We start from the raw sequence: 14,848 nt of genomic DNA, 5'->3' as shown, positions 1-14,848 counted from the left end.
GGTGTCTCCGTCAGTAGTTGAGCGTGTCGCTGAAGCGAGGCTGGTTGAGGTCCAGTTCAGGAGTAGCCATTTGAATCAATTTCTGCTCCCAATGTGTCTTCACAGAGGCCAGCCGGGCCGTCCAGAGTGGATTGAAGAAGTTCGGCTCCTCCTGCCAGTCACCCGGACGGTGATAGATGGCGCGCCCCACCGCCATGGCCATCATCCCTTTTGTTCTACCCAGGAAGGACCAGCCATCGGACCTCGTGTCATCTCCGACATGGCGCCAGGTCATGTCGAGCAGGCCTCCCCTGATTCCTTTCGCCGGGTCATCGAAGGTGCCTGAGCTGTTCTCCTCCATGAAGCCGCTCTTTGAGAGGGAGGTCATCTGGAATGGCTTGTCCTGCTCCTGGCCGTCTTCTTGAGATCTCATGTCTTGAGGCCTCATGTCCTTGGACAGGATGACAATGTTGCATGGGTAGCCGAAGTGGTTCTCCCAGGGCTTGATGAAGCTCGTATCCGACGTCAGGAAGGGCGTGATGCCGGTCCAGGGGTGATGCCGGTGGCTCATGCGCGCACCGTCATCCTTGTGGAAGCCATCACGCGCGTCCGCGGCGACACGGGCGTGCAACTCGAACACCGTATTCCAGGGAAGGAAGCCGCAGCCCGGACGCACGTCAATCGTGATGTCATCGGCGGCGTAGAGCTGGTCCTTGCGATTGCCCTGGAAGTCCTCCGCGAAGCTCTTGATCTGGCTGTCGGCCGTCTTCTTGATACGCACCTGCCCGATGGCGACACAGAGGTCCAGTTCCCACTGGCGTCCAAGGAGAAACGGGCCTGTCCCTACGGCGGTCCACTCACGGCGTACGGAGTTGGCCAGGTTGCCCATCAGCAGTCGGTACTTCGCCATGTTGGCGTTGGAGAGCGCATTGCGCTGAAGCAATGCCGCGCGTTTTCTGAGTCCTGTAGGATCGTCCAGGCTGACCTGGGTATCGCGGCTTCGGGGACCATCGTCGATGACGTGGAGGAAATTCTTCAGGTTCGAAAAATTGAAGGAGTCGACGGTGATTTCCGAGCCGGATTCCGATTGATAGACAACGCCATCGAAGCCTGGGAATGACTTGGGGTCCGTGCTTTTGTAGACATCCGGAGTGTTCTTATCCAGGAACAGGCCCAGGAATGTGCCGACCATCATGGATTCCTGAGCGAGCCAGAGTGCGACATTGAGCTCCGTCAGGATGGGGATGAGCGCCTGGGCTGCTGCGTCCACCGCGCCCTTCCAGACCTTGATGGCCTGTGAGACCGCCGTGAGGAGGGCGCCTATTCCTGGAAGGGCCTTGAGCACCTTCGACGTGGCTTTGATGGTCTGGTCCAGGTACACGGCATGGCTCACATAGGACATCACCGTGAGCATGGCCGAGTAGTGCACGATCATGGCTCGGTTGGTGTAGGCCAGGAAGTTGTAGGCTCGCGCCTCCTTCACCGCGAACGTGTAGGACTGCGCGTCGGCGGCATCCTGCAGCTTGATTTTCTCGTAGACCCCATGCCCGATGCTCACCGAGGCCATCACGCTGACGGCCAGCACCAGCATGGCCACGACGGCGATGACCATGGCCTGCCCACGCTCGTCGCGGCGCATCCTTCTCAAGAGGTTGAACATTCACATTCTCCGTGGGCGGGGAGCGCGACTCAGTTGTCGGTGGCGCAGCGACCTGGACCGTGCCGGGGGTTGTTCAAGTAGTTCGACTGCATGCGCATGGACCAGGTGGCGACCAGGGGCATGACATACCGGCCGCTCTCCGCCAGGCTGGCCGCGCTTTTGTGGTCCTCACTTCGCTCAGCGCCCCGGCGCTCCAGGTATCGCGTGGCGGACTGTCCCCCGACGCGCTTGTTCTCGAACTGAATGCCTCGCAGTTCATCCAGGTACTCACGGCCCATGTAGAAGCTGTGGAGTTGCCAGTTCGCGAAGGGGATGCGCAGCTCATAGAAGTAGGTGAGCCGCACGGAGAGAAGGTTGGCTCCGATGACCTGGTCATCCCGAATGTCGTCGTAATCGATTTCCTGTCCACGCATATGGGAGCCGTAGGTGTTGAACAGACTGATAAGCTGGCTCGCCCTGGGGTTGACAACCTGCACCCGCAGCAAGGGGAGTGGGCCCGCTGGGTAGAATGGCGGTGGAGCCCCGGGTCCGAGAACAACCAGGGCATATGCCTCGTTGAGGTTGACAGCCTGCTCAATGGTATCTACGCGGCCAGACATGCCCTTCAGCGGCCCCAGCGTGGGAGTCAGCGCCACCAGTGCGGCCCGCTCCATGATGCCGCAGTCGCCATGGTTGACGATGCCGGCCCGGACGGCGCGGTAGGCGCCGTACTCCGTCATCAGCCTTGCGTGGTGCACCATGCCGAGCTGGATGATGCCCAGCACGAGGAAGATCATCATCGGGACCACGAGCGCGGTTTCGACGGCCACCTGGCCTGACTGAGAGGACTTGGGTCGGCGGGTCGGGTGCATGGCCCCTCAAACGCTTGTAGTGGATTGCCCTTAGTCTGGCCCGCGTCTGAAGGCCCATCGCAATTGTACTGCAAGGCTTTGAAAGGGAATGCCCTCGTGTCTGGCTTTCCTGTCCGCCGGGCGACAGTCTCTTTCTCTCGTAACTTGATTGCGCTACCCTGGCGGGTCGAACCGTCGTGTGGAGCACTGGGGGTGACGCGATGAGATACGCGGAGCCGGAGACCGTGGAGGAGGGCCTCTCACTCCTCTCCACCACCGAGGATGCGCGCTGCCTCGCCGGGGGCGCCTCGCTGGTGTCGATGATGAACGCGGGCCAGGCCTCACCCGCGATGCTGGTCAGCCTGCACCGCATCCACGAGCTGGCCACCACCACGGAGACAGCCGAGGGGCTCTGGCTGGGCGCCATGTCCACCCACCGCGCCGTGGCCACCGAGGCCCGCCTGCGCGGGGCCATGGAGGTCGTCCGCAGTGCCGCGAGCCAGCTCGCGCACCCGGCCATCCGCAACATGGCCACCCTGGGCGGCTCCCTCTGTCTCGCCGACCCCAGGACGGAGCTGCCCTCGGCCCTCGTCGCCGCCTCGGCCCGCGTCGAAGTCGCCGGCCCCTCCGGCCGGCGCACCCTCCCCGTCGAGCAGTTCCTCGTGGGCGCACACCAGACGTCCCTGGGGCGCGGCGAGCTGCTCACCCGCGTCTTCATCCCCCGGGGCGTCAGCGGCGCGGTGGGCCACCACCTCCGGTTCAGCCGCGTGTCCTCCGACTACCCCACCGTCTCCGTGTCGCTGGTGCTCGCGATGGACGGCGACACGTGCCGCCACGCTCGCGTGGTGCTGGGCTCGTGTGGCCCCGTGCCGCTCCACGTGGACGCCGCGGACGCGGTGCTCGTGGGCAGCCGGCTGGACGCGCACGACGTGGCCGAGGCGGGACGACTCCTCGTCCAGGCCTCGGCGCCGCCCGATGACGTCCGTGGCTCGGCGGAATACCGGCGCATGCTCATTCCACGACTGCTCGGCCGCGCCCTGTCCCAGGCCCGGGAGCTGGCCCATGGCTGACACCGTTTCCCTCTCACTCACCATCAACGGCGCGCAGCACGCGCTCACGGTGGCCCCGGAGCGGACGCTGCTGGACGTGCTGCGCGAGGAGCTCCGCATGACGGGCACCCGGCGCGGCTGCGACGCGGGGGACTGCGGGGCCTGCACCGTCCTCGTGGACGGCCTGCCCGTGCTCTCGTGCCTGTCCCTGCCCGCGCGGCTGGGCTGCTGCGACATCCGCACCATCGAGGGGGTGGAGTCCGGCGGCGAGCTCCACCCCGTGCAGCGCGCCCTCGTCCAGCACGGCGCGGTGCAGTGCGGCTTCTGCATGTCCGGCATCGTCCTCGCCGCGAAGGCGCTGCTCGCGCGCAACCCGTGCCCCACGGTGGACGAAGTCAGACATGCGCTCGGCGGCAACGTGTGCCGGTGCTCGGGATATGCCCGCGTCGTGGAGGCCATTGCCTCGGTAGGAGGGCGTCCATGAGCCACGACGCGAAGCCGAAGCCCGTACCGCGGCCCGTGGGCGAAGTCGTGGGGCAGTCCGTGCCCAGGCCGGACGCGCGCGAGAAGGTGACGGGGCGCGCGCTCTACACCGACGACCTCGTCCTGCCCGGCATGCTGCACGGCGCCCTGCTGGGCAGCCCGCACCCGCATGCGCGCATCCTGTCGTACGACACCTCGCGGGCGAAGGCGCTGCCCGGCGTGCGCGCCGTGCTCACCGCCGAGGACCTGCCGCCCGTCGACATCGGCCCCGTCATCAAGGACCAGCCGCTGCTCGCGCGGGGCAGGGTCCGCTACTCGGGCGAGCCCGTGGCCGCCGTCGCCGCGGTGGACCTGCCCACCGCGCGCAGGGCCCTGGCGCTCATCGACATCCGGTACGAGGTCCTGCCCGCCGCCCTCGACGTCGACGCGGCGCTGAGCCCGGACGCGCCCGTGATTCACGCGCCGCGCGGCGAGGGGCACCCCAACGTCGCCACGCACATCCGGCTCGTGGAGGGCGAGCCCGACAAGGTGTGGGCGCGGTGCGACGCCATCATCGAGGACGTCTACGAGACGCCCGCGCAGCAGCACGTCTACCTGGAGCCGTGCACCACGCTGGCGGCCGTGGACCCCGACACCGGCCGAATCACCATCCACACGTCCACGCAGACGGCGTTCCGGGTGCAGGCCATCACCGCCGAGGCGCTGGCGGTGCCCATGTCCCGCATCCGCGTCCAGGTGCCCCGGGTGGGCGGCGCGTTCGGCGGCAAGGTGGAGTCCACCAACCAGCCCATCACCGTGGCCCTGGCGAAGGCGGCCGGCGCCCCGGTGCGGCTGACCTTCTCCCGCACGGACGACATGCGGATGATGCGCTCGCGCCACGGGGCCCGCATCCACATGCGCACGGGTGCGACGCGGGACGGACGCATCCTCGCCCGCCAGGTGCGCATCCACTACGACACCGGGGCGTACGCGGACGACGGGCCCTTCGTCGCGGCCATCGGCAGCTACTTCTCGCGCGGGCCGTACCGCATCCCCCACGTCGACGTGGAGTGCTGGAGCGTCTACACCAACAAGCTCCGCGCCGGCGCGTTCCGCGGCTTCGGCAACCCGCAGGTCCACTTCGCCAGCGAAATCCAGGTGGACCGGCTCGCCGAGGCGCTGGGCATGGACCCCATCGAGCTGCGCCTTCGCAACGCGCTGGAGACCGGGGAGAAGTGGCTGGGCGGCGCGCCGGTGGAGAGCGGCACGCTGCGCGCCTGCCTGGAGAAGGCCCGCGAAGTTTCGGACTGGCACCGGCGCCGGGAGCGCCCGTCCACCACGTCCCCCGGGAAGCGGCGCGGCATTGGCATGGCGGCCGTGGGCCACGTGTCCGCGCTGCTGGGCTCCAGCGCCACCGTCCGGCTCAACGAGGACGGCACCGTCAACGTGAGCACCGGCGCGGTGGACACCGGCCAGGGCTCGGACACGGCGCTCGCGCAGGTGGCGGCGGGCGCGCTCGGGCTGTCGCTGGAGCAAATCAACTTCAGCCGCCCCGACACGGACACCTCTCCGTATGACTGGTGCACTGGCGGCACCCGCACCACCTTCACCGTGGGCCACGTCATCGCCGAGGCGTGTGAGCAGGTGCGCGAGCAGCTCTTCGAGCACGCCAGCTCGATGCTGGAGCGTCCCGTGAAGCAGCTCGAGCTGCGGCCCGGCGGCATCGTGGGCGTGCGGGGCGAGCCCGGCCTGTCCACCACCTTCGGCGCCATCTCCGGGTATGCGCTCTATGTCGCGGGCGGGCCCATCATCGCCTCCTCGCGGTGGCTGTTCCCCGCGTGGCAGCTCGACACGCGCCGCACCACCGTGGAGGGGCTGCCCTCCATGGGCAACGGCTTCTTCGTCTTCGCCGCGCAGGTGGCCGAGGTCGAGGTGGACGAGGTGACGGGCAAGGTGGACGTGCTGGAGGCGTGGTGCGTCCACGACGTGGGGCGGGCACTCAACCCCGCCGCGGCTGCGGGACAGGTGCAGGGCGGCTTCGTCCAGGGGCTCGGCTACGCGCTGACCGAGGAGCTGGTGTGGAAGGACGGCCACCTCGTGAATCCCTCCATGGGTGGCTACAAGGTGCCGGGCGCGCTCGACGTGCCCGTCGCCATCCACGCCGTCCTGCTGGAGCAGGCCTTCGGGCCCGGGCCCTTCGGTGCCAAGGGCGTGGCGGAGGTGGGCGTGGTGGGCGCGGCTCCCGCCATCATCAATGCCATCCGCCATGCCACGGGCGCGCGCATCCACCAGATTCCAGCCACGGGTGAGCGCGTGCTGCGCGCCCTGCTCGCGCACGAGGACCCGGCCGCGAAGGAGGCCTGAGCCCGGGTGACAGGTGGGCGTGAGCGGCGACTGACGCCTGCACGCCCGGAGAGGGGACGGTCCTCGGGGGCGATTGTCGGCTGCCGGAAAGGCCGTCCCCGGGCGAAAGGGTGGGGCGCGGACGCGCTGTTAACGTCGGGTGCCTCCCATGACACACCCAGTCTCCAGTCCTCCGGTCAGGACGCCGGAGCCCGTGGCGACGGACCTGCTGACGGGTCTGCTCCCAGGGGACGTCTTCCAGCAAATCGCGGAGAGCATTCCCCAGCTCATCTGGATTGCGCGTCCGGACGGCCACCACGAGTACTTCAACGCGCCCTGGTACGAGTACACGGGCCTCACCCCCGAGCAGGCGGCGGGAGAGGGGTGGCGACGGGTCTTCCACCCAGAGGACCTGGGCGAGGCCAGCAGGCGCTGGGCCCACTCGCTGCGCACCGGCGAGCCCTACGAGGTGGAGTTCCGCTGCCGCCGCCACGACGGGGGGTGGCGCTGGTTCCTCGGCCGCGCGCGCCCGGTGCGAGACGACAACGGCCGCATCGTCCGCTGGTTCGGTACCAGCACGGACATCGACGACCAGAAGCGCGCCGCGGACTCGATGCGCCTCATGGACGAGGCCAGCGCGCTGCTGTCCGCCTCGCCGCTGGACTACGAGGCCACGCTGGCCGCGCTGACGCGGCTGACGGTGCCCCGGCTGGCGGACTGGTGCGCCATCGAAATCGCCAGCGAGGACGGCTCCACGCGGCAGGTGGGCGTGGCGCACGTGGACCCCGCCAAGGTGCGTTTCGCCGAAGAGCTGCGGGTGCGCTACCCGCCCCGCCCGGAGGACCCGTCCGGCGTGCTGTCCGTCATCCGCACGGGCCAGCCGGTGCTGATGGCGGACATCCCGGACGACGTGCTGGTGGCCGGTGCCCGGGACGCGGAGCACCTTCGCATCGCCCGCGAGCTGGGGCTGCGCTCGGCGCTGGTGCTGCCGCTGAAGGCGCGCGGGCGCACCCTGGGCGCGCTCACGCTCGTCACCGCCGAGTCGGGCCGGCGCTACTCCTCGGCGGACATGCCGCTCGCCGAGCAGCTCGCCGCGCGCGCCGCGCTCGCGGTGGACAACGCGCGCCTGTACCGCGACGCGCAGGAGGCTTTGCGGCGCAGCGAGTCCGAGCGCAACCTCGCGGAGCTGCTGATGCGCATCGGCGGCTCGCTCGCCTCCGAGCTGGATGTCACGAAGCTCGTGCAGCGCATCACCGACGAGACGGTGGCTCTCACCGGCGCCGCCTTCGGGGCCTTCTTCGAGAACCGCGTGGACGAGCGCGGCGACTCGTACCTGCTCTACACGCTGACCGGCGCGCCCCGCGAGGCCTTCGCGCACATGCCCATGCCGCGCAACACCGCCATCTTCGGCCCCACGTTCCGGGGCGAGGGCACGCGGCTGCTGGACGACGTGACGAAGCACTCCGACTACGGGAAGAACGCGCCCTACCACGGCATGCCCGCGGGGCACCTGCCCGTGCGCAGCTACCTGGCCGTGCCGGTGCGGAGCCGCTCGGGGGAGGTCCTCGGTGGATTGTTCTTCGGGCACCCGGAGCCGGGGCGCTTCCGGCCGGAGCACGCGCGCCTGGTGGAGGGTGTGGCGTCCCAGGCGGCGGTGGCGCTGGACAACGCGCGCCTCATCCAGGACGCCCGTCGGATGGAGGAGCGCTTCCGCTCGCTGGTCAGCGCCACGGCCCAGGCCGTGTGGGTGACGCACCCGGAGGGCGACATCGTGGAGGACAGCCCCTCGTGGCGTGCCTTCACCGGGCAGACGTATGAGCAGTGGCGGGGCAAGGGGTGGCTGGACGCCATCCACCCGGACGACCGCGAGCGGGCGGCCCGGGCCTGGAGCGCCGCGGTGGCGGCGCGCGGGCCCTACGAGGTGGAGTACCGCGTGCGCCGCCCGGACGGCACCTATACGCCCACGAAGGCGCGCGGCGTGCCCATGCTCAACGCGGATGGAAGCGTGCGCGAGTGGGTGGGTACCAACTCGGACATCAGCTCGCAGCTGCGCGCCGAGGAGGCCGCCCGCCGGCTGGAGCGCGAGAAGGCCGGCCGCCGGCTGGAAGCGCTGCGCGCGGAGGTGAGCCACGCACTGTCCCGCGAGGGCACCGTCCCGGACCTCCTCCAGGACTGCGCCCAGGCCCTGGCGAAGCACCTGGAAGCGGTGGTGGCCCGGCTGTGGCTCCACGTGCGCGCCACGGAGACGCTGGAGCTGGCGGGCAACGCCGGCTCCCTGGCCCCGCCCCGTGAGAAGTGGAGCCGGGTGTCCTTCGGCGGCCCGAGCATGGTGAGCGAGGTGGCCCGCAGGCGTCAGCAGCTCTGGGTGGACCGCATGGACCTGGACCCGCGCGCGTTGGACCCGGCGTGGGTGCGCGAGACGGGCATCCGCGCCTTCGCGGGCATCCCCCTGCTGGTGAAGGACCAGCTCGTGGGCGTGCTGGGCGTCTACAACCGTCAGCCGCTGGGCGAGGACGCGGTGGCGGCGCTGGCCGCCGTGGCGGACGCCATCGCCCAGGGCGTGGAGCGCCGCCGCGCGGAAGAGGCCCTCAAGCAGCACGCGCAGGAGCTGGCCCGCTCCAATGAGGAGTTGCAGCAGTTCGCGTACGTGGCCTCGCATGACCTGCAGGAGCCGCTGCGCATGGTGGCCAGCTACACGCAGTTGTTGGGCCGCCGCTACAAGGGGAAGCTGGACACGGACGCGGACGAGTTCATCGGCTACGCGGTGGACGGCGTCAACCGCATGCAGCGGCTCATCCAGGACCTGCTGACGTACTCGCGCGTGGGCACGCGCGGCCTGCAGCCGAAGCCGTGTGACGCGCGGCGGGCGCTGGAGCGGGCGACGGCCAACCTCCAGGCGGCCATCCAGGAGAGCCACGCCACGGTGCTCCCGGGCCCGCTGCCCCCGGTGCTCGCGGACGAGACGCAACTGGCCCAGGTGTTCCAGAACCTCATCGGCAACGCGCTCAAGTTCCACGGCGGCGCCCCGCCGCACGTGGAAGTCGCCGGCGAGCGGCAGGGAACGGAGGTCCGCTTCACGGTGAAGGACCGGGGCCTCGGCATCGACCCGCAGTACTTCGACCGCATCTTCGTCATCTTCCAGCGGCTGCACGGCAAGGAGGAGTACCCGGGCACCGGCATCGGGCTCGCCATCTGCAAGAAGATTGTCGAGCGCCACGGCGGGCGCATCGGCGTGGAGTCCCAACAGGGGAAGGGGACGACCTTCTGGTTCACCCTGCCCGCCGCGCCGTTCGCCCAGGAGCCTGAGACGCCATGAGTCACGACGAGTCTGGACACCCGATTGAAATCCTCCTCGTGGAGGACAACCCCGGCGACGTGCGGTTGACGATTGAGGCCCTCAAGGAGGGCAAGGTGCGCAACACCCTGTCGGTGGCGCGCGACGGCGTGGAGGCGCTGGCCTTCCTGCGCAAGGAGGGCCCGCATGCCCACGCGGCCCGGCCGGACCTCATCCTGCTGGACCTGAACCTGCCCCGGAAGGACGGGCGTGAGGTGCTGGCCGAAATCAAGCAGGACACGTTGCTGCGCCGCATCCCCGTGGTGGTGCTCACCACCTCCAAGGCGGAGGAGGACATCCTGCGCACCTACGATTTGCACGCGAACTGCTACATCGCCAAGCCGGTGGACCTGGAGCAGTTCATCTCCGTGGTGCGCTCCATCGACGACTTCTGGCTGTCGGTGGTCCGGCTGCCGCCCAAGCCCGAGGCGCCATGAGCCCGGGCGTGCTGGACGAACAGTCGCTGCGCGTGCTGCTGGTGGAGGACAACCCCGGCGACGCGCGCCTGCTCCAGGAGGAGTTGCGGGAGTTCTCCTCCTCGACGCGCTTCGAGGTTGTCCATGTGGAGCGCCTGGGAGACGCATTGCGCGTGGTGTCCGAGGCGCGCGTGGACGCGGTGCTGCTGGACCTGTCGCTGCCGGACGGGCACGGGCTGGGCAACATCTCGCGCATGCTGCAGGCCGCGCCCTCGGTGCCGCTGGTGGTGCTCACCGGCACGGACGACGAGCGGCTCGCGGTGCAGGCCGTCCACCAGGGCGCCCAGGACTACCTCGTGAAGGGGCAGGTGACGGGCCCGCTGCTGGTGCGCGCCCTGCGCTACGCGATTGAGCGCAAGCGGGTGGAGGAGGGGCTCAAGCGCGAGGAGGCCGCGCGGCAGACGGCGGTGTTCCGCGAGCAGTTCCTCGGCATCCTCGGGCACGATTTGCGCAATCCCTTGCAGGCCATCTCCGGCAACGCGGCGCTGCTGTTGCGCTACGGCGGGTTGGCCGAGCCGCAGCGCAAGTCCGTCAACCGCATCTCCATCTCCGCGGACCGCATGGCGCGGATGATCAACGACCTGCTCGACTTCACCCGCACGCGCCTGGGCGGCGGCTACGCGCTGAACCGCGCGCGGATGAACGTGCATGACGTCGTCCAGCAGGTGGTGGAGGAGCTGGAGGTGGCGCACCCGAAGCGCCGCTTCGAGCTGAGCCTGTCCGGCAACGGCTGGGGCGAGTGGGACGCGGACCGGATTGCCCAGGCAGCCTCCAACCTGGTGGGCAACGCCGTGCAGTACTCGCCGGAGGACACGGCGGTGACGGTGTCCCTGCGCGACGAAGGCGACGGCGTGCGGCTGGACGTCCACAACCAGGGGCTGCCCATCCCCGCCGAGCGCCTGCCCCACATCTTCGACCCCTTCGTGCGCGCCCAGGACATGCGCAGCGCGCAGCGCAACGGGCTGGGGCTGGGGCTCTACATCACCCACGAAATCGTGCGCGCCCATGGCGGGCTGCTGCGGGTGACGTCCACCCCGCAGGAGGGCACGCGCTTCTGGCTGCACCTGCCGCGGACCCATACCAAGGTATAGGCGGCACAACCGCACGTAGAATGGGCTTCGGCGAGGCCCCGGCGCATTCTCCTGCCATCAACGATTCAGGAGATTGCGCCATGCCGCTTCCCGCTCCTTCGAAGACGATTGTGCTCATCCACGGTGCCTGGCTGACCCCCGTGTCCTGGGAGGGCTTCCGCGCCCGCTACGAGGCCCGGGGCTACAAGGTCATCACCCCGGCCTGGCCCTACCTGGACCGGCCCGTCGCCGAGCTGCGTGACGGCGTGGACCCCCGGTTCGCGAAGCTGAACCTGGAGGACATCGTCAACCACTACGACGCCATCATCCGCGCCCTGCCGGAGAAGCCCATCCTCATGGGCCACTCGTTCGGCGGCCTCATCGTGCAGGTGCTGCTGGACCGCGGCCTGGGCGTGGCGGGCGTGGCCATCGACCCGGGGCCGCCGTTCGGCGTCCCGGCGCATCCCCGGGCCGTCTGGACGTCGCGGTCCGTCTTCACCGCGTGGAACGGGTGGAACCGCGCGCTGAAGATGAGCCTCGACGGCTTCCGCGAGGGCTTCGCCAACACCCTGCCGGAGTCGGAGATGCGCGCGGCCTGGGAGAAGTACATCGTCCCGACGCCGGGCCGCATCTTCTTCCAGGCCGTGCTGGGCAAGGGCTCGAAAATCAAGACGGGCAATCCGGAGCGGGCGCCCCTGCTGCTCACCGCCGCCGAGTTCGACCGCACGATTCCCCTGCCCATGGTCCGGACGAACGCGAAGAAGCAGGCGAAGTCGCCGTCCAAGACGGAGTTCAAGATGTTCCCCGACCGCTCGCACTTCCTGTGCCTCGAGGAGGGCTGGGAAGAGGTGGCCGACTTCGTCCTCGACTGGGCCGCGGCCGCGGCCGGCACGCAGCGGCTGGACGCGGCGGCCTGAGCCGGCAGTGATTGCCGCCTCATTTTCACCATGCCAAGTTGATGGAATGGGTGAGGAAGCCTTGGTCCACATCGTGGACGACGACTCGTCGCTGCGCACCGCCTTGCAGACCCTCTTCCGCTCCGTGGGCATGAAGGCCAACGCCTATGACTCGGTGAGGGCCTTCCTCGACGCCGAGCGGGGAGATGCACCGGGCTGCCTGTTGCTCGACGTGCGCCTGCCCGGGACGAGCGGCCTCGCCTTCCAGGGGCAACTGGAGTCGCTCGGCATCGACCTGCCGGTCATCATGATGACCGGCCACGGCGACATCCCCATGTCGGTGCGGGCGATGAAGGCGGGCGCCGTCGACTTCCTGGCCAAGCCCTTCCGCGAGCAGGACCTGCTCGACGCGGTGGCGGTGGCGGTGGAGAAGCATCGCGGCCAGCGCGCGGTGCGCGAGGACCAGGCGGACCTGCGCAGGCGCTTCGACAGCCTGTCGCCGCGCGAGCAGCAGGTGATGACGCTGGTGACGGCCGGGCAGCTCAACAAGCAGGTGGCCGGCGAGCTGGGCCTGAGTGAAATCACCGTGAAGATTCACCGCGGCTCGGTGATGCGCAAGATGGAGGCGGACTCCCTCGCCGACCTGGTGCGCATGGCCGAGGCGCTGAAGCTCCCGAAGACCCTGGACACGGCCTCGACTCCCTCCCAGGCGCGAAAACCCTAGTCTGGAAGAAGGCCATGTCGCCCGAGTCCCACATCTCCGTAGTCGACGACGACGCGTCGGTCCGCACGGCGGTCCTCAGTCTGCTCCGCTCGCTCGGACTGAAGGGACTGGCGTTCGACAGCGCCGAGGCGTTCCTGGAGTCGGGCGAGCTGGAGAGCACGAAGCTGGTCATCACCGACATCCACATGCCGGGCATGAGCGGCATCGACCTCAAGAGACGGCTCGATGCGCGGGGCTCCACCGTGCCCGTCATCATGATTACCGCACAGACTGAATCATCCGTGATGGAGCGGGCGCGGGCGTGCAATCCGTCCTGCCTGCTGAAGAAGCCGTTCGACAGCGACGAGTTCGTTGCTTGCGTCGAGCGCGCCCTGGCAATGTAGCTTGCTTCGGCGCTCGCCCCGGAGCGCTCCAGGACTCTTGTCGGAGCAGGCTGATGGCGGAAGCAAGAGGTGTAGAGGCCGTCTTCGGCCCACTCATCGACGGAGCGTCCGAGAGCATCATCGTCCGTGACCCGAGCGGCCACGTCCTGCTGTGGAACAAGGCCTCCGAGGCGCTCTATGGCCACGCGCGCGACGCCATGCTGGGCCGCCACCTCCACGACAGCCTCAACGCCCACCCCCCGTCGACGATTGCGCGCATCGAGCAAAGTCTGTTGGAGCAGGGGCACTGGGAAGGGGAGCTGAAGCGGACCACCGCCTCCGGAGAGGAGAAGCGCGTCGAGGTCCGGTGGACGGTGCAGCGCGGTCCGGATGGCCAGCCCGCCTTCATCCTCGAGTATGGCCGCGACCTCACGCGTCTGAGCGACCTGGAGGCGGAGTCCCGCGTGCAGGCGCACCGCTACCGCAACCTGTTCCAGGCCATGGCGGCGTCGTTCTGGGAGCTCGACTTCTCCGAAGTGCGCGAGATGCTGCGCCAGCGCATCCATGAGGGCGTGGCGGACTTCCGCGCGTACTTCGCGGCGCATCCCGAGTTCATCGACGCCGCCATCGCCGTCACGCGCGTGGTGGACGTCAATGACAAGACGGCGATGCTGTTCGGCGCTGGCAGCCGCGAGGCCCTCATCGGTGGCACCGTCGCCCCGTTCTGGCCGCCGGAGAGCCGCCACGTCTATGCGGAGAGCCTGCTGGCCTCGGTGGACCGGCTGCCCAGCCTGTCGCGGGAGACGCGCCTGTCCGCGCTCGACGGGCGGATGATTGATGCCCTGTTCACCGTCTGCTGGCCGTCGGGCCACCATGGGCGCGGCACCGTCCTCGTCGGCGTCATCGACCTGTCGGACCGCGTGGCGGCGGAGCGGGAGGTGCGCCGCCTGCAGAGCGAGTTCGCCCATGCCTCGCGCCTGTCGATGCTCGGAGAGCTGACGGCGTCGATTGCGCACGAGGTGAACCAGCCGCTGGCCGCCATCGTCACCAACGGCGCGGCGGGGGCGCGCTGGCTGTCGCGGCCCCAGCCCGACCTGGACGAGGTGCGCGCCATCCACGCCAACATGGTGAGCGACGCGAGACGCGCCGCCGACATCATCGCCCGCATCCGCGCCATGGCGTCCAACAAGGCCGTGGAGCGGCAGCGTCTGTCGCCCAACCAGGTCATCGAGGAGGCGGTGCTGTTCCTCCGCCACGAGCTGATGGCGCACGAGGTGGACCTGCGCCTCGTGCTCTCCAGCGGCCTGCCCGACATCGAGGCCGACCGCGTGCAGCTCCAGCAGACCGTGGTCAACCTGGCGCTCAATGCCATGCAGGAGATGAGGCGCGCTGGCTGCCCCCGGCCGCGGCTCGACTTGATGACGTTGGCGAGCTCCGGTGAGCTGCGCTTCGCCATCGAGGACACGGGGCCGGGGATTCCGCCGGAGCATCAGGACCGGCTCTTCCAGAGCTTCTTCACCACCAAGGCGAGCGGCCTGGGCATGGGGCTGTCCATCTGCCGCAACATCATCGAGGCGCACGGCGGCCGCATCTGGGGGGAAAACATCCCAGATGGCGGCGCGCGCTTCGTCTTCACCCTGCCGTTCGCCCGGTAGGGCCCGCG

12 protein-coding genes are annotated in these 14,848 nt (G+C 69.4%); 10 read left to right on the top strand and 2 right to left on the bottom strand.

What is annotated here, in order from left to right; translation table 11 throughout:
* Window positions 1–10: 10 nt before the first annotated feature.
* Both OV427_RS15515 and OV427_RS15510 read right to left on the bottom strand, forming a co-directional pair.
* Window positions 11–1,639, bottom strand: coding sequence for a TadE/TadG family type IV pilus assembly protein (locus OV427_RS15515; RefSeq protein ID WP_267856888.1), 1,629 nt, complete (start codon window positions 1,637–1,639; stop codon window positions 11–13).
* Window positions 1,640–1,668: 29 nt separating this feature from the next.
* Window positions 1,669–2,490 carry a TadE/TadG family type IV pilus assembly protein gene (locus OV427_RS15510; RefSeq protein ID WP_267856887.1) on the bottom strand — a complete coding sequence of 274 codons (822 nt, stop codon included), beginning with the start codon at window positions 2,488–2,490 and terminating at the stop codon, window positions 1,669–1,671.
* A 200-nt stretch (window positions 2,491–2,690) separates the two neighbouring features.
* Between OV427_RS15510 and OV427_RS15505 the strand changes: the two genes are divergently transcribed.
* The 10 genes from OV427_RS15505 (at window position 2,691) to OV427_RS15460 (ending at window position 14,840) form a co-directional block, all read left to right on the top strand.
* The gene (locus OV427_RS15505; protein WP_267856886.1) at window positions 2,691–3,539 is read left to right on the top strand and encodes an FAD binding domain-containing protein; all 849 of its coding nucleotides are present in this window, start codon (window positions 2,691–2,693) and stop codon (window positions 3,537–3,539) included.
* Entirely contained in the window at window positions 3,532–4,002 is a 471-nt protein-coding gene (locus tag OV427_RS15500; protein WP_267856885.1) for a (2Fe-2S)-binding protein, read from the top strand. Before OV427_RS15505 ends, OV427_RS15500 begins: the two co-directional genes overlap by 8 nt.
* Complete coding sequence (locus tag OV427_RS15495; protein ID WP_267856884.1) at window positions 3,999–6,344, top strand: xanthine dehydrogenase family protein molybdopterin-binding subunit; 2,346 nt, start codon at window positions 3,999–4,001, stop codon at window positions 6,342–6,344. Before OV427_RS15500 ends, OV427_RS15495 begins: the two co-directional genes overlap by 4 nt.
* A gap of 148 nt (window positions 6,345–6,492) precedes the next feature.
* Entirely contained in the window at window positions 6,493–9,639 is a 3,147-nt protein-coding gene (locus tag OV427_RS15490) for a GAF domain-containing protein (protein ID WP_420718266.1), read from the top strand.
* A complete protein-coding gene (locus OV427_RS15485; protein ID WP_267856882.1) occupies window positions 9,636–10,094 on the top strand; it encodes a response regulator in 459 nt (152 codons plus the stop codon). Before OV427_RS15490 ends, OV427_RS15485 begins: the two co-directional genes overlap by 4 nt.
* Window positions 10,091–11,224: a hybrid sensor histidine kinase/response regulator gene (locus OV427_RS15480; RefSeq protein WP_267856881.1), complete on the top strand. Its 1,134-nt coding sequence runs from the start codon at window positions 10,091–10,093 to the stop codon at window positions 11,222–11,224. Before OV427_RS15485 ends, OV427_RS15480 begins: the two co-directional genes overlap by 4 nt.
* An 80-nt stretch (window positions 11,225–11,304) precedes the next feature.
* Complete coding sequence (locus OV427_RS15475; protein WP_267856880.1) at window positions 11,305–12,120, top strand: alpha/beta hydrolase; 816 nt, start codon at window positions 11,305–11,307, stop codon at window positions 12,118–12,120.
* A gap of 46 nt (window positions 12,121–12,166) precedes the next feature.
* Window positions 12,167–12,823: a response regulator transcription factor gene (locus OV427_RS15470; protein ID WP_267856879.1), complete on the top strand. Its 657-nt coding sequence runs from the start codon at window positions 12,167–12,169 to the stop codon at window positions 12,821–12,823.
* 14 nt (window positions 12,824–12,837) lie between these two features.
* Window positions 12,838–13,206 carry a response regulator transcription factor gene (locus OV427_RS15465; RefSeq protein ID WP_267856878.1) on the top strand — a complete coding sequence of 123 codons (369 nt, stop codon included), beginning with the start codon at window positions 12,838–12,840 and terminating at the stop codon, window positions 13,204–13,206.
* 53 nt (window positions 13,207–13,259) lie between these two features.
* Window positions 13,260–14,840, top strand: coding sequence for a PAS domain-containing sensor histidine kinase (locus tag OV427_RS15460; RefSeq protein WP_267856877.1), 1,581 nt, complete (start codon window positions 13,260–13,262; stop codon window positions 14,838–14,840).
* Window positions 14,841–14,848 lie beyond the last annotated feature (8 nt).

Source organism: Pyxidicoccus sp. MSG2 (genome assembly GCF_026626705.1).
Taxonomy (GTDB): Bacteria; Myxococcota; Myxococcia; order Myxococcales; family Myxococcaceae; genus Myxococcus.
Note: the sequence above shows the minus strand (reverse complement) of the source record. Positions and strands in the feature narration are given on the sequence as shown.

Excerpts from the sequence above, each read along its gene's own strand:
- OV427_RS15460 (WP_267856877.1), top strand. The coding sequence starts at position 13,260 with ATGGCGGAAGCAAGAGGTGTAGAGGCCGTCTTCGGCCCACTCATCGAC.
- OV427_RS15485 (WP_267856882.1), top strand. The coding sequence starts at position 9,636 with ATGAGTCACGACGAGTCTGGACACCCGATTGAAATCCTCCTCGTGGAG.
- OV427_RS15490 (WP_420718266.1), top strand. The coding sequence starts at position 6,493 with ATGACACACCCAGTCTCCAGTCCTCCGGTCAGGACGCCGGAGCCCGTG.
- OV427_RS15470 (WP_267856879.1), top strand. The coding sequence starts at position 12,167 with ATGGGTGAGGAAGCCTTGGTCCACATCGTGGACGACGACTCGTCGCTG.
- OV427_RS15500 (WP_267856885.1), top strand. The coding sequence starts at position 3,532 with ATGGCTGACACCGTTTCCCTCTCACTCACCATCAACGGCGCGCAGCAC.
- OV427_RS15510 (WP_267856887.1), bottom strand. The coding sequence starts at position 2,490 with ATGCACCCGACCCGCCGACCCAAGTCCTCTCAGTCAGGCCAGGTGGCC.
- OV427_RS15515 (WP_267856888.1), bottom strand. The coding sequence starts at position 1,639 with ATGTTCAACCTCTTGAGAAGGATGCGCCGCGACGAGCGTGGGCAGGCC.
- OV427_RS15505 (WP_267856886.1), top strand. The coding sequence starts at position 2,691 with ATGAGATACGCGGAGCCGGAGACCGTGGAGGAGGGCCTCTCACTCCTC.
- OV427_RS15480 (WP_267856881.1), top strand. The coding sequence starts at position 10,091 with ATGAGCCCGGGCGTGCTGGACGAACAGTCGCTGCGCGTGCTGCTGGTG.
- OV427_RS15465 (WP_267856878.1), top strand. The coding sequence starts at position 12,838 with ATGTCGCCCGAGTCCCACATCTCCGTAGTCGACGACGACGCGTCGGTC.
- OV427_RS15495 (WP_267856884.1), top strand. The coding sequence starts at position 3,999 with ATGAGCCACGACGCGAAGCCGAAGCCCGTACCGCGGCCCGTGGGCGAA.
- OV427_RS15475 (WP_267856880.1), top strand. The coding sequence starts at position 11,305 with ATGCCGCTTCCCGCTCCTTCGAAGACGATTGTGCTCATCCACGGTGCC.